Genomic DNA, 26,076 nt, shown 5'->3' with positions numbered 1-26,076 from the left:
ATATTTATCTCGTCGCAGCTTTAGCTACTGAAAGAGGAATAATTCTTAACATATTCCCACTTTTTAAAGTAGAAATGACGGATAATCTTGTCATCTGTTTTGATTTTTTATTAATATCGGAAGATTTTTATATAAGTTTACTAATACACCTTATTCAAGGTGATATCAAAAGTAACTAAAGCCAATATGCTACAGGAAAAGGAATATCTGGAACATTTCAGCGTCAAAACATTTAAGGATCAGCTGGAGCTTAACCATATCTTGCTGGCATTTAACGGAATGTTTACACAAGAGGTCTTGACCCTGATCGGCAAAACCTTACAGTCGACGCCGAACAGCCAGATGATTAGCAAAAGACTTTTTGCCATTGTTATCGAGATGGCGCAAAACATTCATCACTACTCTGCCCACAAGGCCTATTCTGAAAAAGACGAGAAAGAGGTTGGTACAGGGGTGATTACCATCGGCAGCGACGACCAGTATTTCCATATTTGCTCAGGCAACTATATCAAGAAAAGTGAAGTTCCTCCACTGCTGGAAAGAGCTGACTATATCAATGAGCTTGATAAGGAAGAGCTTAGAGATTTCTATAGAGAAGTTCGTAAAGCTCCTCAGCGTGCCAACAAGCCCGGTGCAAACCTTGGCCTGATTGATATGGTGAGAAAATCTGGCAATCCGGTACTCATCGAAATCGAGGAGGTCGACGATGATATTTCATTCTTTATTCTCAATGTAAAAATTAATAAAGAGCTTTAACACATGGAAAATTTCCATATAGAAGGATCAACTTACATCCCTAGAATAGACTTTAACGCATCTACTGGCGTACTTGAAATCGAGGGAGAATCGTATCACGAATACACAATGGAGTTCTTCCAGCCTATTTTTGATTGGATCAACGAATACTTGAAAGAAGAGGGCAGGAACATTACGATGAACTTCAAGATGTCTTACTTCAACACCAGTTCATCCAGAAGATTTCTGGAAATCCTTACCCTGTTGGAAGAGTATCAGAACAACAAAGGTGGTAATGTGACTGTGAACTGGTATTATGAGGAAAATGATGTTGATATGCAGGAAAGCGGTGAAGAGTATGCAGATGACGTTGAACTGACATTCAACCTGATTGCTTACTAATTAGCCTCAGGACATCAAAACCAATTAGAAATAACAGAGCCTTGCAGCTTTATAAAAATTGCTGCAAGGCTTTTATTGTTCTCCTTTTGCTAGACGATCCCTTGGGTGAAAGTCCTTAATTACCGACTGTAAATACTCCGTATTCAAATGGGTATAAATTTCAGTGGTTGTAATAGATTCATGCCCGAGCATTTCTTGCACTGCCCTCAAGTCTGCGCCTCCTTCTACCAAGTGTGTGGCAAATGAATGTCGGAATGTATGTGGACTGACTGACTTCTTTACGTTCCCAAGCACTGCCAGCTTTTTGACAATATTGAAGATCATCACTCTTGAAAGTTGTCCTCCTCTCCTATTCAGGAATACATAAGACTCACTTCCTTTTTTGGCTACCATTACACTACGATCTTCGTCAAGGTACTGTAAGGTATACTTGATCGCATCTTGTCCGATCGGAACAAAACGCTCCTTATTCCCCTTACCTGTAACCTTGATAAAGCCTAAATCAAAAAACAGGTTGTTGATCGTTAGGTTAGTTAATTCAGAAACCCTGACACCACAGCTGTAGAGCACCTCAATAATTGCCCTATTCCTTCTACCTTCCGCAGTAGCCATATTATTTACAGACAGCATTGCCTCGATTTCTTCCAAACTCAGTGTATCAGGTAACTTACTACCTAACCTTGGTGTATCGATCAGTTCAACAGGGTTATGCTCTGTTATCTCTGTAATATTCAAGAACCTATAAAATGCCTTCAATCCTGACAGAATCCGAGCTTGAGAACTAGGCGCCAAAAAGAACTGCTCATTCAGGTACCTGAGAAACATTTCAATTGTAGTCTGTGGCAGATTATCAGGCATCCAGGCCAACTCATTCAACCGTAAAAACTGTAACAGCTTATCTACATCCCTCAAATAGTTCTCAACTGTACTTGGAGACATATTACGCTCCAGTTTCAGGTAAGACTCAAATTCATATATAGCATCTTTCCAGTGCACAACTTTGTCGTTCTAAAAAGTAAAAAAATGATCAATCCTTTATTTTCTGATTTCCCAACTCGTTACAGGTTTCTTGTTATGGTGCCAAACCATCAGGTAAACAAAAGCCAACAGACACAAAGCTGCTGAAACCCAAAACGGGTAAGCAAGCCTAGCTGATTCGTTAGCATAAATCCAACCTGCGCCAAATGCTCCTGAGCCAATTCCCACCTCAAGCGCAATATACATGGTGGCTAAAGCTTTCCCTCTTGATTCAGCCTTACAACGGTCCACCGTCCAAGCAAAAATTGTAGGGGAGTTCATTCCAGCTCCCAACCCCATCAAAACAGCAGCTGCCATAAACAGGTACATATTAGATGCAAAACCAACAAGCACTAACCCTGAAGCCAATATAACAGTCGATATTTTCAGTACAATCACACGTCCGTGCCTATCACTTGCTCTTCCGGCAAAAATCCTAACACCCGTAGAAGCTAGGGTAAAAAACAGAAAGAAAATCCCTTTATTTTCAATCCCTAAATACTTACTGAAATCTGGTATGATTGTCAGCATAACACCATAAGCAGTAACACTTAATACCATCACAATCGATGGAGCCAAAGCACTTTTATCTATTACCTCATGAGGTCCAACTTTCAGATGCTCCAGCTTAAACCGTTGTGGGTTTTCCAACGTTTCCTTCATTCCTGACAAAATCAGGATTGACAGTAAAGACAAAGCACCTGACATATAGAACATAAAGTCAAGGTTTGTTTGGGCAGCTATATAACTACCGATCACAGGTCCAGCCCCAATTCCTGAGCTGCCAAAGAAGCCTAATATCCCCATAGCTTCTCCACGACGGTTAAACGGCACTACATCCGCCAAATATGCTGACGTTCCTGTAGGCTTAAAACCTGTCGAAAAACCATGAAAGAAACGAAGAAGTAAAAATGCAGCAGGCGTAGCCACCAATGGGTACAATACACTACACACACAAGTAACCAGTACCCCTACTACCATCACAGGGATACGTCCTATCTTATCTGTCAGCTTTCCACTAAATGGTCTTGATAGTCCTGCTGTCAGGGTAAACAATGAAATGATAAGTCCCTTATAGTCTTCTCCTCCAAGCTTGGTCAAATAGTCCGGCAACTCCGGAATGATCATATTGAAGCTGGTAAAAAACAGAAAGGAGCTTAAACAAAGCAGCCAAAACTGCAAAGTATAGATAGAAGGCTGTTCTATCGTATCAGTAGTCATATCAGCGTGATTGCGCATTATTTTAAGTTATGATCAGAGCTAGTTAAAAGAAAAAGATGGATTTTATCCCGCACCTTTATCGCAAGCCTCAAAGATAGAGATAGCACCCTTAAGATAAAATCCTAACAATCAGAAATGGATGAGAAAAACAACAGGCTTTTTAAGCAGGACAAACGGTTAAATACAATTTTCAGATTGGAAGAAATCACAAATTATGGCCATAACGCTTCTTTTTTTCATATCACTATCTGAAGAATTTTGTTCACAAAAAGACCTCTAACTTTTCATGCGTTATAAAAATATTACCTTTGTGCATATGGGCAGGAAAGTCCTGCCTTTTATATTTTGCTTCTCAAAAAAAGAATATCATGCAAGTAGCCAAAAAAGGAGATAAGGTAAAAGTCCATTATGTTGGTACATTGGACAGCGGGGAAGAATTCGATTCATCAGTAAAAAGAGGTGAGCCGATTGAATTCGAAGTTGGCGCAGGTCAAATGATCGCAGGCTTCGATAAAGCTGTTGAAGGAATGTCTGTAGGCGAAAAGAAAAATGTTCATATACCTTCAGAGGAAGCTTACGGTCCTGTTCGTGAAGAGCAGATGGTAAAATTCCCTAAAGAGCAAATTCCTGCTGACATGAACCCGTCACCAGGTGATCAGCTTGTACTGACTACTGCTGATGGACAGCCAGTTCAAGTTACTGTTAAGGAGCTGACAGATACACACATCGTACTGGATGCTAACCACCCAATGGCAGGAAAAGACCTGAACTTTGCGATTGAACTAGTTGAGATTGCTTAATCAAAAAAATCTGACGATTTGATATAGGAGGTTATACTCCGAACCAGATTAAGCATTACATACTTCAAGATCTTATATAAAGCCGCTTTTAAGAGCGGCTTTATTTGTATCTTCGGGGTTACAAAAGTACCAATAAGACAGCATGACTAGTCTTGTTTTTTGTCCAAGATCAAAATCTAAACAGTAGATGGTCGAAAAGGAATTGTATATGCGCAGGGCACTTGAACTTGCCCAACTAGGAAGAGGAAATGTAAGCCCCAACCCTATGGTCGGTTGCGTGATTGTTCATAATGACACCATCATTGGTGAGGGCTACCATCAGGTATGCGGTCAGGCTCATGCAGAGGTAAATGCCATTGCTTCTGTAAAAGATAAGTCACTCCTGCCTGAGTCAGAGATGTTCGTCACATTGGAACCATGCAGTCACCATGGCAAAACACCTCCATGTGCGGACCTAATCGTAAAACACAAGCTCAAGAAAGTCTATGTTTGCAACCTTGACCCCAACCCTCTTGTAGCCGGTAAGGGTATTCAAAGACTGGAGTCAAATGGGATAATTGTAGAGACCGGCATGCTGGAAGAGGAAGGGGAAGACATCAATGCCCGCTTCTTTGTCTACATGCGCAAACAACGTCCTTACATCATCCTGAAATGGGCACAGACTGAAGACGGTTTTATTGCTCGTGCCAATTATGATTCAAAATGGATCAGCAACAGCATGTCAAGAAAACAGGTCCACAAATGGCGAGCAGAAGAAGATGCCATCCTTGTAGGAACCAACACCGCTTACTATGACAACCCCCAGCTAAATGTCAGAAGCTGGTCAGGCCCCAACCCTACCCGTGTGGTACTGGATGGCAACCTAAGGTTACCTCAGGAAAAACTGTCTCTCTTTGATGGAGACCAAGCCACAATATGTTACAATTTCAAGGAGAGTCGCCAACAGGACCAACTGAAACTGGTGAAAGTATCACCAAACAACTGGATGGAAGAAATGCTGGCAGACCTTCGTGAACAAAAATTGCAATCATTAATTGTAGAAGGTGGAGCCATGCTCTTAAAGGCATTTGTAGAGCACAAAATGTGGGATGAAGCCCGCATATTCATTGGTAAACAATACTTTGGAGATGGCATTCCGGCTCCGGTATTGTCAGGTGCAAGGCTTGCCGACGAAAGACAAGTTGCAGGAGATAGAAGACTAATTTACAAAAATGGATAAAACTCAGTAAGTTTGCAGTCTTGCTGAAAATGTCACCTTGATTTTGATCGTTGGCTGAAAGGCATCAACCACTTTTGATAAAAGATATATGATACTGTCAGATACACAGATTTTACAGGAAATTGAGCAGGGTAATATCCTGATAGAGCCATTCGATATGAATTGTCTGGGCACTAATTCCTATGATGTACATCTGGGTAGGTATCTGGCAGTTTATAAGGATGACATTCTGGATGCTCGGAACCATAACAAGATTGAGTTATTTGAGATTCCAAGAGACGGTTTTGTACTTCATCCCAACAGGATTTATCTGGGGGTAACACGTGAGTATACCGAAACCTTGGCACATGTACCTTCCTTAGAGGGTAAGTCAAGTGTAGCACGTCTTGGCATTCACATCAACTCCACATCCAATAAAGGGAATGTGGGCTTCTGCAATACATGGACTTTAGAAATCTCTGTAGTACAACCTGTACGCATCTATGCAGGCATGCCTATCGGGCAGCTCTTTTACATGAAGGTAGAAGGTGATATTCGTGACCTGTATCATATCAGGCAATCTGCCAATTACAACGAACGAACGATGAAACCTGTAGAGTCCATGCTCTTCAAAAGCAAATTCTGATAAAACGCTATCAACTAAACAAACCCTTTTATCAAGGAGACCATTATGGAAGCTGTATTCAAAACATGGAAGACAAGTAGAAGTCTGCTCCTAGAATTTTTTGACCAATACTCTTTAGCTCAACTGAATAAGACTCCAGACGGCTTCAGCAATAACTTGATTTGGAACCTCGGGCACATAATTGTGGCACAACAGGCATTGATCTACAAAGGGTCAGGGCTGGAAGGATATATTCCAGACAGGCTCTTCGCCCTGTACAAGCCCGGCACAAAACCCACAGGACAAACCACCCAAGAAGAAGTCAATGAGTTAAAAGAGCTTTTAACCTCAGTAATAGAGCAAACAGAGCTAGACTTTCACAAAGGAAAATTCACTACCTACAACGAACGAATGACAGGAACAGGTTTTTACCTAAGCTCTATAGAAGATGCTTTTGAGTTCAATAATTATCACGAAGGTTTACACCTTGGACTCATGATGAATATCAGGAAGTTCGTTTAAGAAAAGGCTTATATAAGCGCAAAAAAACAGGAGTCATCACCGATAATTCAGTCGGGGAGACTCCTGTTTTTTTTGCTTCGTTTTTTCATCAAGGAAAAAATGAAGAATTAAATTAAAAGCCTGAGAGCAAGCTATTGACCATTAGTCATCAAAACATATTTCATTCGACCAAAATAGCCCCTACTATTTCAAAATCTCATCAATAGTAGCCACTGAAACATAATGGTAGTTTCCTCTAGCCTTTTCGTAGATCTTCTTAGCCATTTCTTTGGTAACTTCCTTCTTTGCCATCTCACGGTACAGTGGTGCAATAAACTTACGTCTACCTACCGTCATCAGGAACTGCTCCAGCTTACCATAAGCAGGCTTGTACTCACTTTGGATCACATGCATCAGCCATTGGAATAGGATTTCATTGTTCCCGTTTTCCGTAAACTTGAACTGCTTGTCAAGGTTAGTCATTTGCTCAGTAGTCAAGTCATCCGGCAACTCCGACAAGAAGTGCTCCCACTCCTGATAGAATATCCAATCCTTGGTTTCCAACTCAGCAGCTTTTGTACCACCTACAAACTTCTTCACTGTTTCATCTACCTTGTTGTAGCGCTCAGACGCAACAACCGGACAATTGTCAGGCAAGCCACCATTGTACACCCAAGCCTCAGGGTTGATGGTGTTTTCCGCTCCTTCTACCTTATCCAACAGGTTCGTTTTCAAGTATGCCAAGAACGCTTCTGTTGTTACAGTTTTAAAGGCAAACTCATTGAAGTACTGCTTCAAGAAAGCATCCCACTTTTCTCTCCCCACTGTCTGCTCAATCAACAGCAAGAAATGGAAACCCTTATCGTATGCAATTGAGTTCATGCCCTCATCAGGGTCTCTGCCGTCAAGGTCCAGCTTCAGTTTTGTATCATCACCATACTTCAAGTCTTCCAGATCAAGGTCCAAATCACGGCGACTGATCAACGCCAGCATATCTGAGAACGACTTTCCGTAAACTTCTTCCATAATTCTCAACTCGAAGTAAACCGTAAAGCCCTCATTCAGCCAGAAGTCATTCCAAGTTGCATTAGTCACCAAGTTGCCTGACCATGAATGTGCCAACTCATGGGCAATCAGGGATGTCAGCGAACGGTCACCTGCAATAATCGTCGGGGTAGCAAATGTCAGCATTGGGTTTTCCATTCCTCCAAACGGAAAGCTTGGCGGCAACATCAATACATCATATCGTCCCCACTTATACGAGCCGTATAACTTCTCTGCCGCTATCAGCATTTCACCCATGCCTTCCAATTCATACTTGGTTTTCTTAAGCATAGAAGGCTCTGCATATACACCTGTACGCTTACCGATTGGAGCAAACTCAATGTCACCAACAGCCAGAGCCAACAAGTAAGCAGGAATTGGCTTTGCCTGCTTGAAATTGTAAACCCCTTCCACATTTTTCTCTTGAGGGTTCTCCGCACTCATCAAAGCCAACAACTCAGTAGGCACAGTCACTTTTGCATCATAAGTGAAACGAATGCCAGGGCTGTCCTGAATTGGCACCCAAGAACGCGCCAAGATCGCTTGCGACTGTGTAAACAGGAATGGATGCTTCTTTCCGGCAGTCTGCGAAGATGCCAACCACTGGATAGCAGGTGCCTCCGGAGAAGTCTTATAGTAAACCGCTACTTTCGAAGTATTGTCTTTCAGGTCAATTTCCAAAGCACTACCCACAAACGGCAACTCATCATGCAGGGTATAAACCAACTCATCCTTACCATCTGTTACTTTCTCAATAGTCAACAAACGGGTGTCCAGCATTAGCTTATTGCCTTCCTTGCGTTCAAGGTCAAGTGTAGCTACACCATTCAGTACTTTATTATCAAAGTCTACCTTAAGATCCAGGTCTAGGTGCTTGACCACTACCTCATTTGGGCGAGCAAAACTGTGCGGGTCCCTTACCTGCTGTGTTTCTTCTGTTTTCTCTTCCTGTTGTTCTTTTGTTTGTGTGCCACAAGCCACAAGTCCCAACAGCAGCAGAGACGTCAATACGTGATATAGGTACTTCATTTTATGGTAATGTTTTTAGTCAAAAAATGCAGTTCCAAAAATAGAAAGGTTGTTACAAACTGCACAGCAAAATAGATACTTTCGACTAAAGAGGTTTTATAATAACGTCAATGATGGAGGATAACACTTCTTCAGAATTAAAAAATAGAGGTAAATGGATATAAGCAAGAACTAAATTGGAATAGAGATTTTCTACGCTACTCCTTTCACCTATTATGAGGTACTAAATCATGACGTTACCCTGTTCAACCCTTTCAGGGTTATAAGATAATAAATGCTGTCAAATCCGGATTACCATCCGGAGCTAATATGGTTTGTTTCCTTCGGAAACGGTGTTTGTTGTAAGAGAAAATAATCCCAAAGGGATTGAACAATAGTAGCCGTAGGCAAAAGCCTGCGGTATAAGTAAATCACATTTATCCAACTCCAAAGGAGTTGAACCTATAAATCATTCAAGCGCTTAAAACTTCCGATTTCAATTATACCGCTACTTAAATAAAATAACCAAGGGTACCCACATAGAGAAACAACCCTACGTGAGTACCCTTGCTTAATGAATTATTGGTTACAACCATTTTAGGATTGAACTAACCAACACATTCTCAAAACCCCATAAAGATAAAATGGTACAAACCTGTCCTTCTATTTTTATTACTTAACGTGAGTTATGGATGGAAATATCGCTATTGCATAAGGCCCTTTCATGTCAAAAGTCCTGAAGGAACAAAATATATCAGCGATGGACTTTAGTCCATTGTCATGCAAATGATATTTTCACCCCTGAAAGGACGGCATAATCATAGTTCACGTTACTTGTTACGCCAAAAATAATGGTAGAACTCACTATCCCTCTCCCAGTCTAGCTTTTCGTAAAGGAACTGAGCAGGGTTGTCAGGTGCTGTTTCCAATGCCAACCCCTTCCATCCTTTCTGTTTTACCAATGCCTGCGCCTCTAATAAAAGCGCCTTACCTACCCCATTTTTTCTTTCTTCAGGCACTACATATAAGTCATTCAATATATAAAAACGCTGCATAGACACAGACGAAAAAGTAGGATACAACTGCGTAAAACCGATCAACTTCCCCTCTTTTTCTGCGATTATGATAACAGACTCCTTATGCGCTATTCTTTCAGCCAAAAAAGCTTCAGCCGCTTTGATGTCAGACGCTTGTTCATAAAATACCCTATAAGCATCAAACAGTTGTGCAATCTGTTCAAGATCTTCCAATGTGGCAATTCTACATTCCATACTTAGTTATTTTAAAAAAGTCGACAAAAGTTCATAAGCACCCACTTTAGTGCTTACCTCAAGAAATAAAGCTGTTGGTTAATTTCTGAATGTTTGACAACAACTCAACGTCATTTGCTGATTTATTTCAACCATTTACCTACGGAACGCAAGTGATGGATTAGCATGACCCTAATTCACGTTACGGAAAGAAAGTCATCCTTAATTAGAGAAGAAGCAAATCAGCAAAGCTTACTACGGAGACCCTAGCCCATTCAGGAGTAAACGCAACACCCCCAACAGGAAGCAACGAGAGCCAGCTTGATTTTTGGATTGGAAAAGAGAAGTGAATGAAAAAGGCAGCTCAAAAAGTCATTTGTCTTCGCCCAGAAATCTAAACCTGATGCTGAGCGTACTTATGCCGAGTCTATCGAAGCAGTCGAAGCACAGTTACTAGACAGTGCTAATGTATCAGGCAGCCCAATCAGGACCACTACGACACCTTACACCAACCGGTAATAAATCAGAAACAGCTTGCCTTGACAAAGTATTACGCCAACTTAACAACATCCCCCCATCTGGCTTTACCTGTACACCCCTCCTCTGGTCTGGTTCCTGTTCAAGTACTTCCTGTACCACGACCTTGGTACCCTTATATAACCACCACCAGTACTTGGTATACCTGACGTAAGGACGTTCACTGTAAGGCTTCTGCCTGATAGATGCCCCATCACCATAAAGAGAAGGACAAGGTGAAAAGTTAAGCAGCCCATGCAGGTAGCGATAAGAATTTTCGCAATACATGTCCCACTCATTGCGGTTGCGGTGCTTATTCAGCCATGCCTTTCGCTGCCTATAGCCCCACCCGACACGACTCCGATAAGTGCGTATATCATGTCTCCACCAGATTCTTTTGCGCTGACGCTGTACGCCACGCTCCATCCAACCCCAACATGCCAAACCTATGTAGCGAGAACTGAAGCTGTAATACCGCTTCCTGTAGGAGACACCACCTTTAGGCATTGACTGTTGCTGACGGTTCCAGTAGGACTTCACTCCCCCTTTTACCCTGCGTAGGTGTGCCTTGCGGCTTGCCCGATATGGAAGATAGTCACCATCCGACTCACTGTTGCGCGCCACCTCTCGGCTCACCGTAGAACGGTGAACACCAAGCTTGCGGGCGATCGCTGCCAGCGATTTACCCTCAGCTAGCATCAGGCTGATCTGTCTGCGGTGTTCGTTATGTAGACGCATAGATTGGAGAGTGTTCTTATAGGGTAACTGATTTTACAAAAAATTGGGGAGAATGGGAAGCTTCTGACCTGCAAAGCTTACAGTTAACTATATTTTGAAACCACGGTCAAGCTAGCTGCTTTTATTTTTTTGATAACAGCATGACAAATTTAGATTAAAACACAGCACCATTTCTAACCACTTAGCAAACGAATAAACAAAACACTAAACAGACATCACTAAACAAAACACAAATATTTTAACTGAATTCACACAGCAGTTTTTTTATAAAATAATCAACACAACCGAACTACTCATATGAAACAAATTATAGCTATCCTAATACTGGTACATACTTTCAGTTTCTCATTTGGGCAAAAAACAGCTTAGCATTCCTAAAAGCGAGACAATCGATGATTTCATAAAAACATTACCCATTAATTCTTGCAAACAACACCTCAGCTAATATTTCAGACTTAAATAAATATAACAACAGCGTTATTACTAAGCTCGAAGTCATAAAACCAGACAGCTATTTATGGAGCAAGTGGTAGCAACGGAGTTGTAATAGTTGAAACAAATTAAAAGATACGCTTGATGTTCCCTGAGCGAAGTCAAACCCGAAGCTAAAAAATGGTAATGCCCATTAACTGACGTTGATTTAGGAGCACTGCAACAACACTCATCCTCCTCTTATTTCTTACCCATGTAATGTCCTATATATCTGCTAACAACATATTGACTTCCTGCCCCCTACTTTTACCTATATCGTTAAATTATTTTCAATCTCTTTAAAACAACCATGAGTATCTACAAAAGTAGTTTCCCTGATGAAGAGTTTGCTCAGCGTTTCCCTGATGCGGATGCTGTAGCAGAAGGTTTAACCACCATAGAAATACTCTACCATGAAAATCAAGACAAGGAGTCTTCTTATGAAAAAGGTCGTCTCAGTCGTTCCCAAACAGCCCTAAAAGATGCAGAAGAGCTGGACTTCAAACTACGCCAACTCCCTAGTGCCCAGTCTGCCGTTACACAAGCAGAGGCTGATGGAGACCCTGATGTTATTGAGTTACGCAAAGACGAACTAAAAAAGCTAACTGACCGTATCAAGACTTTGGAAAGTAGACTCGAAAAGGCAAGTGTAGGGCAGGTACTACATGAGCAACTGACATCTGCTGCTGCCAGTGCCTTAGCTGAAAGTGCAGAAGAAAGAGGCAATGCCATCCTTGATTGGCTAGAAACAGGAAGTACTGGCTTTCAAGGTACTTTCAAGTTTCTGAAGCGCTCCGTGGTCTTGAACTAACCATTACCGCCATAGCAGCATGAGTCATCTCGAATTCATAATTCGGTGATGGCTCATGTTTTTTTATGCTCAATAAATCACGGGTCATACCTCCATCATCATCCGTTTATTTAACCTTGGATTTAAGCAAGTATTGAATTGGAATAGAGATTTCCTACTCTAATCCTTTCACATATTATGATCTACTAAATGATGTTATCCTGTTCAACCCTTTCAGGGTTATGATATATTGATTGCTGTAAAATCCAGATTGCCACCTGGAGCTAATATGGTTTGTTTCCTTCGGAAACGGTGTTTGCTGTATGAAAAAATAATCCCGAAGGGATTGAACAATAGTAGCCTTAGGCGTAAGCCTGAGGTATAAGTAAATTACATTTATCCAACTCCAAAGGAGTTGAACCTATAAACCATCGATGAGTTTAAAACTTCCGATTTCAATTATATCTCTGCTTAGTACTATATTGAGAGGGATTAAGCTTGAATAAACGATAGCTAGATGTTATAGCACATTAAAAATGACAGAAAAGGAATTTATAGACTTCTGGAATACAGCATATCCTGAAACGTTTCCAATCAGCCACGAACTGAAATGGGTATATCCAGATAGGTGGTTTCGAATTCATAGTCTTCCTGAGGCAAAAAGATATGCTGATTCTGAGGAAGAGTACAACATGATCATGGCACGTCAAAACCGACTGATAGAGGATTTAATTGGTAAAGAAGCAGAGGTGGCAATATCATTTGGACTTTATCAGAATGACATCGCAAATGACAACTATAAAGAACTACCTGACTTTGGTCAATTTCAAAAAGTTTTGACTATTGACTTACACAAGGAAAGGCCCGAAGAATATGATGATAAAATGTACTTTAATATTTTCGTCAGGATCGAAAAATGGAAAAAAGATGGCAGAAACAACCTTCTTAAAGCTATAGCTGATGACGAAATAAGAGCCATGTTCATCAGTCCTTCAGAGAAATGTATCATTGCTCCTTATGATGGCGGTGTCGATATGATCGTCGACTCAACTGAAATACGTGATAGACTCAAAGTAAAATATAAGGACTGGCTTTCTGACCGAGAAGATGGAATGTAAAAAAGCACTACAATATAGCGAAACTTCACTGTTACCTTATCATTTTATACCTTGGTCATACAATCACCAAAGGAAAGGTAATAGGTAACTTTGATAGAAGCACTAGGAGGTACACGGAAGCTAAAACCCATTAAATCTTTATTTTTTAGCACTAATAATAACAGAGAAACAATGCACTTATTTTCAGAATCTGCAATTTGGAAAACAGCATCAGAATTCATTTCACCTGACGGTAAAATCTCAAAGGCCTTTGGTGAAACTTCAGTCATCGTAAAAGCCAACGAAATCAAAAACAATAGTTGGGCATCTTTTGGAGAGTTAAAGAGGGTTAACGATTACGCTATCAAAGTCATTTCAAAAAATGAGCTGACCTTTGAATCACTCAATCCAGAATTAGGCATCCAAAAAGGGAAGTTCAATATTGATAGAAATATTATCTACTCAAAATTCACTATTGAAAACACAAAATTAAATGGGTTTGAAATCATCAGAAGAGAACATGATTTGTGTTACGCCAATGGTGCTTTATACGACGGGGAGAATTTAATCAACACTTGGGTTGCTATAATGACCAAACAATAGGTTCTAATGGTTGGAACGACAAGTTATGGATTAGAAAACATCGACTGCACTCAGTGAGAATAGCCTCGGGTTTTCACTCGGGGTTACACCTGCTTTACGGAGCGTGACATTACAAGAAAAGAATAACGACAAAGATCATCTCCATCAAATCCCACAGCTCCCTACCAGCACAGGCTGTTTTACCGCAAAATCGTCTATTTTCGTCTCAACATATTGACTAGCCTATACATAATGGCGTGCTTTGCGAGAATTATTTATTATGTTCATATGCAAAGTAGATTTATCAAAATACTGGTTCACCTGCTTGGGATAGCGGTGTTTCTCTCCTTTCCTTTTATTTTCAGTCCTCCTGATGATAACCTCACCAATGAAGTTTACCGCAACTTTATAAGGTATATCCTGATGGTAGGTTTTTTCTACCTCAACTTTTATATACTGATTCCCAAACTGTATTTCAGCAATAAGTATTGGCTCTTTGGCTTGACGGTACTGGCAGCTTACATTTTCATTACGCTACTGCCTGAGTGGCTGATACCATTCCATCATGACTTTAAGTTTGGCCCGATGCCATTTCCCAATTCCAAGATGGGGCCTCCTCCAATGGAGATGAACCCAAGAAGGTTTATATTTTTCAATCCACTCTTGCGTCCATTTAACCACAACCTGTTCCTGTTTTTTGTGGTGTTCTTTATTTCCATGGCAATCAGGATCACCTTAAAACTGAAAAACACGGAGAAAGAAAAACTCAAGACTGAGCTCTCGTACCTAAAAGCACAGGTCAACCCTCACTTCCTGTTCAATACACTGAACAGCATCTATTCTTTGGCTATCCGTGAAAATGCGGACGAAAGCGCCAATGCCATCGTTACGCTGTCGGATATGATGCGCTACACCATACATGATACTGTCAAGGACTTTGTACCGCTTGATAAGGAACTCTCTTATCTCCGAGACTACATTTACTTGCAAAAGTTACGTTGGGGAAAGGACATCCCGATCAACTTCAGGATTGAGGGAATAGCCGCTGGACACCAGATTGCACCCGTGATTCTTCAACCATTTATTGAGAATGCCTTCAAGTATGGAATCAATACTGAAAGCAAACACTCATACATTACGATTCTAATCAATATTGAGGAGGATAAAATTGTTATGGAAGTATCCAATGCAAAGGTAGCAGTACAACACAGCTTGGAAAGCAATAGCGGACTTGGTATTGAGAACACATCACAAAGGCTACACATGTTGTATCCTGATGCCCACAAGCTTAGAATCACCGAAAACGAAGACAATTTCAGCATTACACTAACGCTTCTGAAAATATGATTAAAGCAATTGCACTTGACGATGAGTCATTGGCTTTACAGGTAATTGAAAACTTCTGTTCAAGAGTAGAAGATATAGAATTGGTAAAAACCTTCACCCAATCAAGTGAAGCCAAAAAGTTCCTGATGAAATACCCTGTTGACCTGATATTTCTGGACATCAACATGCCTGCCATTTCAGGAGTTGATTTCTATAAAGCAGTCAACGAATATACAGCAGTTATTTTCACCACCGCTTACAGCGAATATGCAGTGGAGGGCTTTGACCTCAACGCCATTGACTACCTGCTCAAACCCATCAAGTTTGACAGGTTTGAAAAAGCCATTGCTAGAGCCAAAGAGCGTCTTCAGCAACCTGCTACCAACAATACCCGGAACAAGCTAATCATCAGAGCGGATTACAGCCTGCACCAGATAGAGTATCAGGATATCTGCTACATTGAAGCCATGAGTGACTACCTGCGGATACACCTAACCGATGCCAAGCCTGTCGTTACCCGTATGACCATGAAGAATATGGAAGAGAAGCTGCCTTCTGATACTTTTGTGCGTGTTCACCGCAGTTACTTTGTCTCTATTGACAAGATAGAATCAGTCAAAAAAAGTAGCCTTCAAATCTCAGGAACTGAAATCCCGGTCAGTAAAGGCTACAAGAGCAGGTTGGATGAATTGTGGGAATTATAACACTAACTTCCCCTGGTAAATAAAATAATGGCATTAGAAGACAGTGACTCAAAGGTGAGACAATCTGCTTGTTCCACAAACAACCCATCTCCTGTTTCGAGTAGCCTGTCTTCTACTTCAAATACGCCCTCTATCACATAAACATAAACTGATTGCTCCTTTTCATTCTCAAAGCTTCCATGTTTCCTTCCCTCAAATAGCCCCATGGATACACCTTCCAAAGGAGTAATAAGCTTGTTAAGATTTCTATCCAAATCAAAATCGACGACACTTCCCGATCTCATCTCCAGTGGAGACGCTAGCTCCAACAGAAAAAAGCTCACCCACTTGTCCTCATAAGGGTTATACAGGTGCCTAGGATCTTCCAGATAGATCAGGTTACCTGCCGTAATAAATGTGGTTCCTTTAGCACTCGATTTCACTTCTAGCCCCCCTACTATTGGCATAACCAATACCGGCTTATCGGCACCTACCCGCTTTCCATACCCATACTTTAGTATATGATAGGAAACGGCACTTATAAAAGTGCCTTCGGGCAAGGTCATATATAGCTCCTTATACTGGTTCTGATACTGCGTAACGCACCAGCTTGCAGAGGGGTATATCCTATAGCCTGTATTTTGACTTACTTTATGCATTTACTACAATTGAATGTGTTAATACAAAGCCATCAGTAATATTTCCCGTTACTGTTGCCAACTCCAAATCATATCCATCACCAAAGACATTGTCACGCTCGTTGCTTGTGTCCTGTGTTCCTTTGGTATAGTACTGTGTCGCTGTTGTATATACGGTATTGCAAAGTTCCTCAGGAAAGGCTATCTGTGTAACCAATAGCGACTTTCCAGAAGCGTCATATATATGAACGTGAATATGGGGGGCTCGAGAAGCATACCACCCCGGAAAGATTGAAGTAAAGGTAACCAGACCGCTTACATCTGTCTGTTGTCTGCCTCTCAAAAAGTGGGCACTGGTATAATCCGTCATCTGCATTCCTGTACCACCGTACTCTGAGTAGTTTCCATCTCTATCACAATGCCAGATGTCTACATAAGCTTCCTTCAAGACAGCACAATCATTGTTACCATTCAGGATTGTGATGTTAATAGCCATCTCAATACCTTCCCTGTCAGACCTGATGTCTACACGCTCCAACGAGGTTGGATTCTTTGTAGGGAAAGGACCTTCTGTCTCACTTGGTGTTACCTCACAGCTACCATCCCCACCGCTTACAACTTCTTGTGTCGGATCATCATCACTATCATCACATCTTATAAAGATAGGAGACACTACTGCCAGCCCCAATGCAGAGAAACCTTTTTTGATAAATTCCTTTCTTTCCATTTTAAAACATTTTTTGGTGATGTCTAAAACAAGGGAAAGTATTATTCACAGAAAATTAATTGAGACGAACAGAAGTATTTATGAGATAAGCTCACATACGTTTTCACTATTTTAACAACTCATTAAAACGCTTTATAAAAATTTACAATTCAATATAAACCGTCAAAAGAGGGATCAGAAACAATATCCAAATAAGGGTCAATTGTAATGATAAGTCTTGCTAACTGATACTTATCGTCTATGAAGTACGCTTGTTCTCCACGGACTACTGTCATTGCATTCCCTTCATCCAAAAAAGCGATCATGCCTTTTATCTTCCCTATCCCTTCATATGAATTAAACACAGACTTACAGCCTCTTACGATCTCTAACATCTCATCAAAGCTCAATTGGGCATCTTGCTTCAAAGCCGCCTTCATCATCCATTTATAATTAGTTTTACCTGAACTCATAAGTAATTAGCATATGAAAGCAACAGTTTGAAATATATTGAAATTTAAATAATTAAAACCACCTCTCACACATCCTTACAAAATAAAAAATCAAACACTTTTATCATTTGACAAAAAAACGAAAAAATCAATCGTGCAACATCAATTTAGCACCTCAAACAGAAGGTATTTTTTAATCATTTTTTACATATCTTACCTAAGATGTTTTAATCTAAATAGCACTTTTAATTCAATCACCTATCTAATGCAAAAAGTAATAACAGACTATTCGATTCACCAGTATGACAAGAAAACAGCTATGATGGTGAGCAAAAACATTTCAGGTACTTACCCTCCTTCTTCAATAGAAATGATGCGTGAAATTGAGTACACCAATTACTGCCTTTTTAAATTCGCCCCACAGTTGTGGTTGATTAATCTTTTAAACTTAAAAACAGTATTCAGTACCAAGAAAATAATTCTGGACAGCAAACAAGGTCTTTCAACCTTGAATTTCACTAAGTTAAAAAAAGTTGCCTATGTAATTGAAGAAAACCAAACAGTAATTGACTTTGCTAATACTCTTTTTATTGAAATGGTGGCTCCCTCAGAAAGGACGATGATTAAGTTTTCTATTTTCAATACAATCAAGGAAGCCAAAGTATGGCTAAAAGGCTAGCTGTTTTCAAAATGAGTGAGTGCGTTGCACATGATGTGGATGTAGCTGTGAGTCCCATTATCATTTTCTCACAACCCCACTTAACCATATGTCAACCACTCACCCAAAAGTCGTATCATTATTACATATAGCAGAACATCGCTCACCAGTACAGCAAAAAGGAATCAAAGGATAGGTTGTGACATTACAAACAGTCCCACATTATGTCTTGCTGGCTACTTTTAAAGAAACAAAGCTGATCGCTCAAACACGTAGGATTTATTTATTATTGAATTATTCAAAGGTTTTATTTGAAATAATCTTCATGTTTTTGTTATTTAAAAACAATTCACCTGAGTGAATTATAACTATCCACATCTACTCTTTCTCATTGGAATGGTAAAGTACTGACGAATAACAAATAACGTCAGAGATGGCAGGTAACAACTTATACACCATTATTTACAATTTGTCACTATCTACTATTCAAGGTGCTTTAGTTATAATTATGATGTGGATTTCCACCTTTTTAAGGTCCTAATTTTTTGTATTCACTTTTTAACCCTTTTTCTCATGGAAGCTACACAACAGGAACAACAAAATGTTATCAATAAGGTATACGACTATGCTGCTCACCTTTTGATAAAAGAAGACAAAGGACCTGCTGTTGTCAAAAAAATTTTAGTTGATGAAGGCGTCAATCTAGAATTGGCGAGTGCTATCGTCGACAAACTCCAATCACAAATTGAAGCTGCCAAAAAAGAGCGAGCCCAAAAAGATATGCTCTACGGTGCCTTGTGGTGTATTGGGGGTACGATACTTACAGTAGCTGATATTGGCTTTATATTCTGGGGAGCTATTCTCTTCGGCGCCGTTCAGTTCTTCAAGGGTGTCGCTAACTTGTAGTAGCCATCAACAACAGTATTGGTACTCCCCTACCAATACTGTTGGATTTACAATACTTCCTGAACGGCTGCAAGGATCTCCAACGATTCCATATCCTGTATATAAGCCACTACTGAGGCATTCTCTAGGCTAATACCTGAGGGCAATGCTAAGGTTTCTTTATGCTCATCTCCATCTGACAGTGGCAGTGTCTTGAAGGCTCTTACTACGTTATCATGCTCCAATGTCTTGCCCCCATTCTCTCCTCTACTTACCTCAACTTTCAGCATTTTTTCTACAAGTGCCAAGTTGATTACTTTCCCTTCAGTATCACCACTTACCTTGAACGCCACCGTTATTTCACTTTCAGACTTATCCAGAACAGGATCCACCTCAATGGTATAGCTTGTTATTCGTTTTGCGGCCTCTTCCATCTTGGTTTTTACTTTTGAGGTATTGGAACCTACTGTCTCGGCTTTTCCATTGAATACCATTTGAGGTGTATAAACCTTTGATTGTAATGCTTTCGCATACTTTCGCTGCCTAACTGAAAATTCTTTTTGGCTAAAGGGATCTTTCCACCCCAAATAATTCCAATAATCTACATGAAAAGCCAAAGGGTAAATCTGCTCACCTGAATTTTCAGCCTGTTTGACCAGCTTTGACAAAAGCTTATCAGCTGCAGGGCAACTTGAACATCCCTCAGAAGTAAATAGCTCTACCACAACAAATGTATTGGAGTCCTTCTTTGGGGTAGAGGTTTGGTGCATAAACGCACTCATTACAAAAGTTGATAGTATTAAGAAAAGCACTAGGTAAGTTTTCATAACAATAAAGTTTTATGATTGCTTGTATAACATCACCAAAACTTTTTCGGTTTAAATAATGCTTTTTATAAATACTTTGCTCCTCTTATATTGCTACCTGCTAAATTGTTAAATCAGACTTATACCTGAGATGAAAATACCACATGGACTAAAGAAAACAGCAGTGCTTTGTGTGCTAAAACACCAATCCAAATTCTTACTTCTTAAAAGGCTTAAAGAACCCAATAAAGATATGTTCACTCCTGTTGGGGGAAAACTCGACCCTTTTGAAACGCCACTTGAAGCAGCCATCCGTGAGACAAAGGAAGAAACAGGTATTACGGTAGAAGAAATGAAGTTTTGTGGTATGTTGACGGAAAGTGCTCCTACAGGCTACAATTGGTGCAGTTATGTTTATTTAGCTGAGATAGACTGGCTAGAACCTCCTTACTGCAATGAAGGCTCCTTGAGTTGGATTAATTTTGAATCAGTCTTGGATGTTCCCACCCCTATTACAGACTGGCATATTTATGAATATATTATGGAGGGGAAGGTATTTGCTTTTAGTGCTAAATATGATGAAGCACTCAACCTGCAGACTATGGTAGAAGAAATTGAAAACAAAAAGATTCACTAAAATAAAAAAGGCAGTAGTTCATAAACTACTGCCTTCTATTTCAGTTTTCGCTTTTTGGAACCAACTTTAAAATTCTTCCCGGACTCTCAACTGAAATATAAATATATCCGTCAGGTCCCTGTTTCACATTTCTGACCCTGCCAATACCTTCCAGCAATTTTTCTTGTCCTACCACTGCCCTTCCATCAGTCTGTAACCTTTCCAGATATCTAAAGCTCAGTGATCCTACCAAAAGTGAATTCTTCCATCCCGGGTAGATATCGGATGTTACAAGTGCCATACCGCATGGAGCTATGGATGGTGTCCAATAGTGCAATGGTTGCTCCATCCCAACTTTTGTTGTGTCTTCAGTAATAATACTGCCATCATAGTCTATACCATATGAAATGACAGGCCAGCCATAATTGGCTCCCGCTTTTATTACATTCAACTCATCACCTCCTTTAGGTCCATGTTCATGTGCCCAAATTTCTTTCAACTCAGGGTGCCAAATCAGTCCTTGTGGATTCCTGTTTCCGTACGCAAAAATAGATGACTTCTCTCCATCTTCTTGCGTAAATGGGTTATCATCAGGAACTCGTCCATCATCATGCAAACGGTGAATCTTGCCACAATCATTCTTCAGGTTCTGGGCATTTTCCATCTTACCTCTCTCTCCCACTGAAAAGTATAGGTAACCATCCTCATCAAAGGTTATACGGGAGCCGAAGTGTCTCCCTTCTGTACTGTTAGGCATGGCTTTAAACAACTCTTCTTGTTCTACCAGCTCATCATTCTGAAGTTTTGCTCTTACAATCGCAGTATTACCTCCTTCTCCTTCGAGAGCTGGTTTTGCATAAGAGATATAGATCCATCCATTATTTTCATAGTCAGGATGTAGAGCTACATCCAACAGCCCTCCTTGACCTCTCACATACACCTCAGGAACGCCTTTAACTTCTTGGAGATTATCCCCTGAAAGTCGATAAAGTTTACCTGTTTTCTCCGTCAGCAGCATATCTCCATTTGGCAGAAATGTCATCCCCCAGATAATGCCCAAACCATCAACCACAGTTTCTGTAATAATTTCAGAAGTCACCAGTTCTTACTCTTTTTCCAATGGTTTATCATACAAGTCCTTCAAGTAAGTTGCCAACAGGTCAACTTCTTCATTCTCCAATACATTCCCCCAGCTTGGCATTCCTTTATCCGGGTAACCATTGACAATACTATTTTTAATTTCTTCCAAAGAGGTTCCATGCTTCAAAGGCTCACTTCTTAAACGCACTGCTTCTTCTCCATGACAACTACGACAATTCGTATTATAAATCTCCCTTGCGTTGGCCACTTGCTCTGTTGATTGCGTCTGATTCTGTGACGGCATAGAAGTACAACTAGCCACCACCAGCAGCGACAATCCCATAAAAAACCTACTTGCTCTACTAACTATTTCTCCCTTTGGGTTATTCATAAAAGCCTTGTATCTCATTTCACTTTATTTTATAGTTTAAAGAATTGCTTATCCTAAAAGAATCCCTTTAATTTTAAGCTTTTACAGACTGTATAATCATTCAACAATTTAATTAAAAAACATCTAGCATACACTAAGTATATTGGAGTGAAATTTGCGCACAGTCTTGTCTATAAATAAGATCATTTCAAATAATTATCACTAACAAATGAAAAAGCTTATACTCTTACTATCAGTAACTATCATATCATTTTCCTGCTCTTCTGAAAACACTTCCTCAACAGAAGGAAATGAACAGGCTGTTGTCACAGAAACTCCTGATGTCAATTTAGCATATGAAATCAGTGCGAGACAGATCAAGAGATTCAAAAACAGAAAATTTGCTGAAGTACCACAACCTTTTTCTTTTCAGATTTCAGAAAATGAAGATGTTTACAGTCTCGTAAAACCCAAGCTGAAGTTTTATGAAGTAGAAACCATGCCACTTTCAGAGCAACTGCAAGGAAAAATCTTATTTGCTCAGTTTCCAAAAGAAGTAGCTGTAGATGGTGATTTGAAACTGTTGTTTTTTGCAACCTATAATAAGGAGGGTAAACCTGTTGACCTTTGCAGGCTTGCCAAGTATGAATCTGTAGCAGACATCCATAATGTCGAAGCTTGTAAGATTGTTCGTAACCGTATTATCAAAGAGGTAGAACGAAATGTGGTAGATGAAGAAGGAAACGCTTCAGTTGAAAAAATCAATGAGAACTTCTATATCAACGGTAACGGTAAGATAGAAAAGATCTAACGCGATACTTGAAGTTACCACTAAGTGTACCCCAAAATTAGGACGGGACACTTGTAGGCATAAAAAAACCGGAGCTGATCAGTCCGGTTTTTTTATTGATTATTTTTTCCATTTGGCTTCTACCATTTCCATCTCTGCCTTTTGGTAACCTTCCTCGCTCCTTCTATATGTCTCCAAAAGTTCGTAGTCACCTGAAGCATCCAGCTTATACAGCACAGCTTCCTCCTCAGTATACAGCCAAATGATTCTACCGTTGTCTACCTTCAGTAGCTTTGGCGCTTCTGTCGTGTAATAGCAAAGTACCTGACCATCATCTGTCAGTACTTCTTTCCCGATCTCATTGCTTGTTCCTGGCAAAATGATAGAAGGAATTGCCAGTATCAACCCCATCAATGCGTTCATACAAAATTTGCTTTTAGTTTGTTTGAATAAGTAATCGTGATAGTTCTTTTCAGGTAAAGACATAGCATCTCCTCTGAAAAGCACTATTTCAGTTTGTTAGTTATATGAAAGCTATTGTGGATTATTTGCTCAGAGAGCTATCTGTCACAAAAATATTAATATTTAGTTCACCTCATTAACGTTTTATAACTTTTTTTAGAAAAAAATCACCTTAATCAAAATCACTCACCCCTGAACATCAAATAGATACAGAATTTTTATCCAATAAAAATAGCTGAACCGAAATAAAATTAACCAATCTCTCAACATTGTGTATAACTATTTCACGAAACTGCATTTTCACAAAAAAATAAGGCATTGCTATCTTACCTTAATAGCAACACCTCAATGTTATGTGATTAAATATTCAAATATAACTTCTTGGATGGGGCTAAAACTTATTACCTCTTAATTCCAAGAATGCTAATATCTTTTCAGCTATAGCTTCGGCTGTAAATCCTAACTGCTCATCCAATACTTCTGCTGGAGCTGAAAAGCCAAAGCTTTCCATCCCTACTACCATATCTTCAGGACCGACAAATCCATGCATGGTCTCTGGCAATCCTGCTGTCAGTGCAAACACAGGCACTCCTTTAGGAATAATCTTATGCTGATTCTCTGATAGCTGACTCCTAAAAAGTCCTTCTGAAATTGCCGATATTAACGTACTCTTGATATTATACTCCGCCATCAGTATTTCTGCAGCACCATAAAGGGTAGAAACCTCTGACCCATTCCCTACCAGAATAACATCCGGCTTACTCTCATGGATTACTTCATAGGCACCATGCTGAGCTCCTAAAGCAGCCTTATATCGGGACTTCCCTTTCTGGTCAGGCAATGATTTCACTTTTTGTCTTGATAGGATCAACCCAGTAGGAGAATTCTTGTTTTCCAATGCCATCTTCCATGCTACCGTTGTTTCATCTGCATCGGCAGGTCGAAGAACCAACATGCTATTCTTTTTACTATGGTTCTTCAGCTTTTCCAAAAGCCGTATCTGAGCTTCATGTTCAATAGGTTGGTGTGTTGGACCATCCTCACCTACCCTAAAGGCATCGTGTGTCCATATATATTTCACAGGTAACTCCATCAATGCCGCCAAACGAATGGCTGGTTTCATAAAGTCAGAAAAGGCAAAGAAAGTTGCACAAACAGGGATTACACCTCCATGTAAAGCCATGCCGCTAGCTACCGCAGCCATCGTTAACTCAGCTACCCCCACTTGTAAAAATGAACCGCTGAAGTCTCCTTTCTTAAAGGCTGATGTCTTCGCCAAAAACCTTTCGGTCTTATCACTGTCTGCCAAGTCTGCCGAACAGACAATCATGTTTTCGATTTTTCCAGCAAAATAAGCTAACACCTCCCCTGAAGCATCCCGCGTTGCTATATCTACTTTATGTGCTATGGCTTCGTAATCTATTTCCGGCAACTTGTTACTGACAAACATTTTCAGTTTCGCTGCTCCAGATGTATTGGCTCGTTCCCAATTCTCCTGCACAGTTCTGAACTGTTCCACCTCTTTCTTCTTTTGATCCTTTACCTTCTTAAAAAATGCCTCCACTTCATCAAATATCTTAAAAGGGTCATTCGGGTCACCACCTAGCTGGGTAATGGTTTTTTCCAAAGAAGCACCAGCCTTTGATAGTGGCTGACCATGTACCTTGTGTGTTCGCTCTACAGGCTTGCCATCTTCATCTATAGCTCCTTTGCCTATTACTGTCTTGCCAATAATCAGTGTGGGCTTATCTTTTTCCTGCTTTGCCATCAACAAAGCATTCCTTATTTCATCTATATCGTGTCCATCTACCGTAAAGGTTTTCCAGCCCCATGCCTCATACTTTTTGGCCGTGTCTTCTGAAGATACAACAGCTGTCTCTGTTGAAAGCTGAATGTCATTAGCATCATAGAACATAACCAGATTATCCAACCCTAGATGTCCTGCCAACCTACCTGCTCCCTGTGAAACTTCTTCCTGAACCCCTCCATCAGAGATATAGGCATAGATGATATGGTCACACCAATCTCCAAACCTGTTTGCAAAGAACTTCCCTGCTATGGCAGCTCCCACGGCATTGGTATGTCCCTGCCCTAACGGTCCGGAAGTATTCTCAATACCCCTGTTGAAATCTACCTCAGGGTGTCCTGGTGTGACACTTCCCCACTGCCTAAAATGCTTTAGGTCATCTTTTTTGTACCAACCAACCAAGTGAAGGGTTGAATACATCATGGCAGACATATGTCCTGCATCCAAAAAGAATCGGTCCCTAAAAAACCACGCTGGATTATCAGGGTCATAACGTAAGAACTCCGTATAAAGCAAAGCCATAAAATCAGCACCTCCCATTGGTCCTCCGGGATGACCTGACTTGGCTTTCTCCACCATAGCAGCAGAAAGGACCCTAATATTATCAGCCGTTTTGGTTATAGCAGCATTGTTACTCATAGCGACAGGATTTTAAGTTGGTTTTTATTATTTATTGAGAGACTTGGACACTTATCCTAATAACAAGAGTGTGCAGAATTTTTTTCCATTTTATCGTGTTCAAGCAAAAGCAAAACTCAATAACAATGCATAAACACATTGAAACAACAATAATTTAAAAATA

28 protein-coding genes are annotated in these 26,076 nt (G+C 40.2%); 15 read left to right on the top strand and 13 right to left on the bottom strand.

Annotated elements, in window-relative coordinates; all coding sequences use genetic code 11:
* Positions 1-159 precede the first annotated feature (159 nt).
* Entirely contained in the window at positions 160-756 is a 597-nt protein-coding gene (locus V6R21_RS07285) for a SiaB family protein kinase (protein ID WP_334242224.1), read from the top strand.
* Between the two features lie 3 nt (positions 757-759).
* Positions 760-1,137, top strand: a complete 378-nt coding sequence (locus tag V6R21_RS07280; protein ID WP_334242222.1) for a DUF1987 domain-containing protein — start codon at positions 760-762, stop codon at positions 1,135-1,137.
* A 72-nt stretch (positions 1,138-1,209) separates the two neighbouring features.
* On the opposite strand, the gene xerD is transcribed toward V6R21_RS07280, so the two are convergent.
* Together xerD and V6R21_RS07270 are read right to left on the bottom strand one after the other, a co-directional pair.
* Positions 1,210-2,133, bottom strand: coding sequence for a site-specific tyrosine recombinase XerD (xerD, locus tag V6R21_RS07275; RefSeq protein WP_334242221.1), 924 nt, complete (start codon positions 2,131-2,133; stop codon positions 1,210-1,212).
* 39 nt (positions 2,134-2,172) lie between these two features.
* The gene (locus V6R21_RS07270) at positions 2,173-3,393 is read right to left on the bottom strand and encodes an MFS transporter (RefSeq protein WP_334242219.1); all 1,221 of its coding nucleotides are present in this window, start codon (positions 3,391-3,393) and stop codon (positions 2,173-2,175) included.
* A 350-nt stretch (positions 3,394-3,743) separates the two neighbouring features.
* Between V6R21_RS07270 and V6R21_RS07265 the strand changes: the two genes are divergently transcribed.
* From V6R21_RS07265 to V6R21_RS07250, 4 genes are all read left to right on the top strand, one after another.
* Positions 3,744-4,175, top strand: coding sequence for an FKBP-type peptidyl-prolyl cis-trans isomerase (locus V6R21_RS07265; RefSeq protein WP_334242217.1), 432 nt, complete (start codon positions 3,744-3,746; stop codon positions 4,173-4,175).
* A gap of 187 nt (positions 4,176-4,362) precedes the next feature.
* Entirely contained in the window at positions 4,363-5,394 is a 1,032-nt protein-coding gene (gene ribD, locus V6R21_RS07260; RefSeq protein ID WP_334242216.1) for a bifunctional diaminohydroxyphosphoribosylaminopyrimidine deaminase/5-amino-6-(5-phosphoribosylamino)uracil reductase RibD, read from the top strand.
* Positions 5,395-5,482: 88 nt separating this feature from the next.
* Positions 5,483-6,019 carry a dCTP deaminase gene (dcd, locus tag V6R21_RS07255; protein WP_334242213.1) on the top strand — a complete coding sequence of 179 codons (537 nt, stop codon included), beginning with the start codon at positions 5,483-5,485 and terminating at the stop codon, positions 6,017-6,019.
* A gap of 45 nt (positions 6,020-6,064) precedes the next feature.
* Positions 6,065-6,520, top strand: a complete 456-nt coding sequence (locus V6R21_RS07250) for a DinB family protein (RefSeq protein WP_334242211.1) — start codon at positions 6,065-6,067, stop codon at positions 6,518-6,520.
* A 183-nt stretch (positions 6,521-6,703) separates the two neighbouring features.
* Here the strand turns inward: V6R21_RS07250 and V6R21_RS07245 are convergent, their stop codons facing one another.
* From V6R21_RS07245 to V6R21_RS07235, 3 genes are all read right to left on the bottom strand, one after another.
* Positions 6,704-8,572, bottom strand: coding sequence for a M1 family metallopeptidase (locus V6R21_RS07245; RefSeq protein ID WP_334242210.1), 1,869 nt, complete (start codon positions 8,570-8,572; stop codon positions 6,704-6,706).
* An 809-nt stretch (positions 8,573-9,381) separates the two neighbouring features.
* A complete protein-coding gene (locus tag V6R21_RS07240; RefSeq protein ID WP_334242208.1) occupies positions 9,382-9,822 on the bottom strand; it encodes a GNAT family N-acetyltransferase in 441 nt (146 codons plus the stop codon).
* 450 nt (positions 9,823-10,272) lie between these two features.
* The gene (locus V6R21_RS07235; protein ID WP_334242206.1) at positions 10,273-11,055 is read right to left on the bottom strand and encodes a helix-turn-helix domain-containing protein; all 783 of its coding nucleotides are present in this window, start codon (positions 11,053-11,055) and stop codon (positions 10,273-10,275) included.
* Positions 11,056-11,836: 781 nt separating this feature from the next.
* Between V6R21_RS07235 and V6R21_RS07230 the strand changes: the two genes are divergently transcribed.
* The 5 genes from V6R21_RS07230 (at position 11,837) to V6R21_RS07210 (ending at position 16,025) form a co-directional block, all read left to right on the top strand.
* Positions 11,837-12,337 (top strand): hypothetical protein, encoded by a 501-nt coding sequence (locus V6R21_RS07230; protein WP_334242203.1) that lies wholly within the window; start codon positions 11,837-11,839, stop codon positions 12,335-12,337.
* Positions 12,338-12,852: 515 nt separating this feature from the next.
* Positions 12,853-13,434 carry a DUF3885 domain-containing protein gene (locus V6R21_RS07225; protein WP_334242202.1) on the top strand — a complete coding sequence of 194 codons (582 nt, stop codon included), beginning with the start codon at positions 12,853-12,855 and terminating at the stop codon, positions 13,432-13,434.
* Positions 13,435-13,524: 90 nt separating this feature from the next.
* Positions 13,525-14,016, top strand: a complete 492-nt coding sequence (locus V6R21_RS07220) for a hypothetical protein (protein ID WP_334242200.1) — start codon at positions 13,525-13,527, stop codon at positions 14,014-14,016.
* A 267-nt stretch (positions 14,017-14,283) separates the two neighbouring features.
* Positions 14,284-15,342: a sensor histidine kinase gene (locus V6R21_RS07215; RefSeq protein ID WP_334242198.1), complete on the top strand. Its 1,059-nt coding sequence runs from the start codon at positions 14,284-14,286 to the stop codon at positions 15,340-15,342.
* Positions 15,339-16,025 (top strand): LytR/AlgR family response regulator transcription factor, encoded by a 687-nt coding sequence (locus V6R21_RS07210; RefSeq protein WP_334242196.1) that lies wholly within the window; start codon positions 15,339-15,341, stop codon positions 16,023-16,025. Before V6R21_RS07215 ends, V6R21_RS07210 begins: the two co-directional genes overlap by 4 nt.
* Before the next feature lie 2 nt (positions 16,026-16,027).
* Here V6R21_RS07210 and V6R21_RS07205 read toward each other — a convergent pair whose 3' ends face one another.
* The 3 genes from V6R21_RS07205 to V6R21_RS07195 all read right to left on the bottom strand — a co-directional run bounded on the left by V6R21_RS07205 (position 16,028) and on the right by V6R21_RS07195 (position 17,821).
* Complete coding sequence (locus V6R21_RS07205) at positions 16,028-16,663, bottom strand: pirin family protein (protein ID WP_334242194.1); 636 nt, start codon at positions 16,661-16,663, stop codon at positions 16,028-16,030.
* Positions 16,656-17,369 carry a dioxygenase family protein gene (locus tag V6R21_RS07200; RefSeq protein ID WP_334242193.1) on the bottom strand — a complete coding sequence of 238 codons (714 nt, stop codon included), beginning with the start codon at positions 17,367-17,369 and terminating at the stop codon, positions 16,656-16,658. The genes V6R21_RS07205 and V6R21_RS07200 overlap by 8 nt, the downstream gene beginning before the upstream one ends.
* Before the next feature lie 149 nt (positions 17,370-17,518).
* Positions 17,519-17,821 (bottom strand): hypothetical protein, encoded by a 303-nt coding sequence (locus V6R21_RS07195; protein ID WP_334242191.1) that lies wholly within the window; start codon positions 17,819-17,821, stop codon positions 17,519-17,521.
* Between the two features lie 244 nt (positions 17,822-18,065).
* Here V6R21_RS07195 and V6R21_RS07190 point away from each other — a divergent pair, with 244 nt between their 5' ends.
* Both V6R21_RS07190 and V6R21_RS07185 read left to right on the top strand, forming a co-directional pair.
* Positions 18,066-18,479: a hypothetical protein gene (locus V6R21_RS07190; protein ID WP_334242189.1), complete on the top strand. Its 414-nt coding sequence runs from the start codon at positions 18,066-18,068 to the stop codon at positions 18,477-18,479.
* A 552-nt stretch (positions 18,480-19,031) separates the two neighbouring features.
* Positions 19,032-19,364 carry a hypothetical protein gene (locus tag V6R21_RS07185; RefSeq protein WP_334242187.1) on the top strand — a complete coding sequence of 111 codons (333 nt, stop codon included), beginning with the start codon at positions 19,032-19,034 and terminating at the stop codon, positions 19,362-19,364.
* Positions 19,365-19,411: 47 nt separating this feature from the next.
* Here the strand turns inward: V6R21_RS07185 and V6R21_RS07180 are convergent, their stop codons facing one another.
* Positions 19,412-20,170 carry a DUF1223 domain-containing protein gene (locus V6R21_RS07180; RefSeq protein ID WP_334242185.1) on the bottom strand — a complete coding sequence of 253 codons (759 nt, stop codon included), beginning with the start codon at positions 20,168-20,170 and terminating at the stop codon, positions 19,412-19,414.
* A gap of 130 nt (positions 20,171-20,300) precedes the next feature.
* Between V6R21_RS07180 and V6R21_RS07175 the strand changes: the two genes are divergently transcribed.
* Positions 20,301-20,786, top strand: a complete 486-nt coding sequence (locus tag V6R21_RS07175) for an NUDIX hydrolase (RefSeq protein WP_334242183.1) — start codon at positions 20,301-20,303, stop codon at positions 20,784-20,786.
* A gap of 40 nt (positions 20,787-20,826) precedes the next feature.
* Here the strand turns inward: V6R21_RS07175 and V6R21_RS07170 are convergent, their stop codons facing one another.
* Together V6R21_RS07170 and V6R21_RS07165 are read right to left on the bottom strand one after the other, a co-directional pair.
* On the bottom strand, positions 20,827-21,864 hold the full coding sequence (locus V6R21_RS07170; protein WP_334242181.1) for a PQQ-dependent sugar dehydrogenase: 1,038 nt from the start codon (positions 21,862-21,864) through the stop codon (positions 20,827-20,829).
* A gap of 6 nt (positions 21,865-21,870) precedes the next feature.
* Complete coding sequence (locus V6R21_RS07165; protein WP_334242180.1) at positions 21,871-22,254, bottom strand: c-type cytochrome; 384 nt, start codon at positions 22,252-22,254, stop codon at positions 21,871-21,873.
* Between the two features lie 190 nt (positions 22,255-22,444).
* Here V6R21_RS07165 and V6R21_RS07160 point away from each other — a divergent pair, with 190 nt between their 5' ends.
* Entirely contained in the window at positions 22,445-23,026 is a 582-nt protein-coding gene (locus tag V6R21_RS07160) for a hypothetical protein (RefSeq protein WP_334242178.1), read from the top strand.
* Positions 23,027-23,125: 99 nt separating this feature from the next.
* On the opposite strand, the gene V6R21_RS07155 is transcribed toward V6R21_RS07160, so the two are convergent.
* Together V6R21_RS07155 and V6R21_RS07150 are read right to left on the bottom strand one after the other, a co-directional pair.
* Positions 23,126-23,428, bottom strand: a complete 303-nt coding sequence (locus V6R21_RS07155) for a hypothetical protein (protein WP_334242176.1) — start codon at positions 23,426-23,428, stop codon at positions 23,126-23,128.
* A 430-nt stretch (positions 23,429-23,858) separates the two neighbouring features.
* The gene (locus V6R21_RS07150) at positions 23,859-25,913 is read right to left on the bottom strand and encodes a transketolase family protein (RefSeq protein ID WP_334242173.1); all 2,055 of its coding nucleotides are present in this window, start codon (positions 25,911-25,913) and stop codon (positions 23,859-23,861) included.
* Positions 25,914-26,076 lie beyond the last annotated feature (163 nt).

This window comes from Limibacter armeniacum (assembly GCF_036880985.1).
Lineage (GTDB): Bacteria > Bacteroidota > Bacteroidia > Cytophagales > Flammeovirgaceae > Limibacter > Limibacter armeniacum.
The sequence above is the reverse complement of the archived record's forward strand: the minus strand, read 5'-3'. Positions and strand labels throughout refer to the sequence as shown.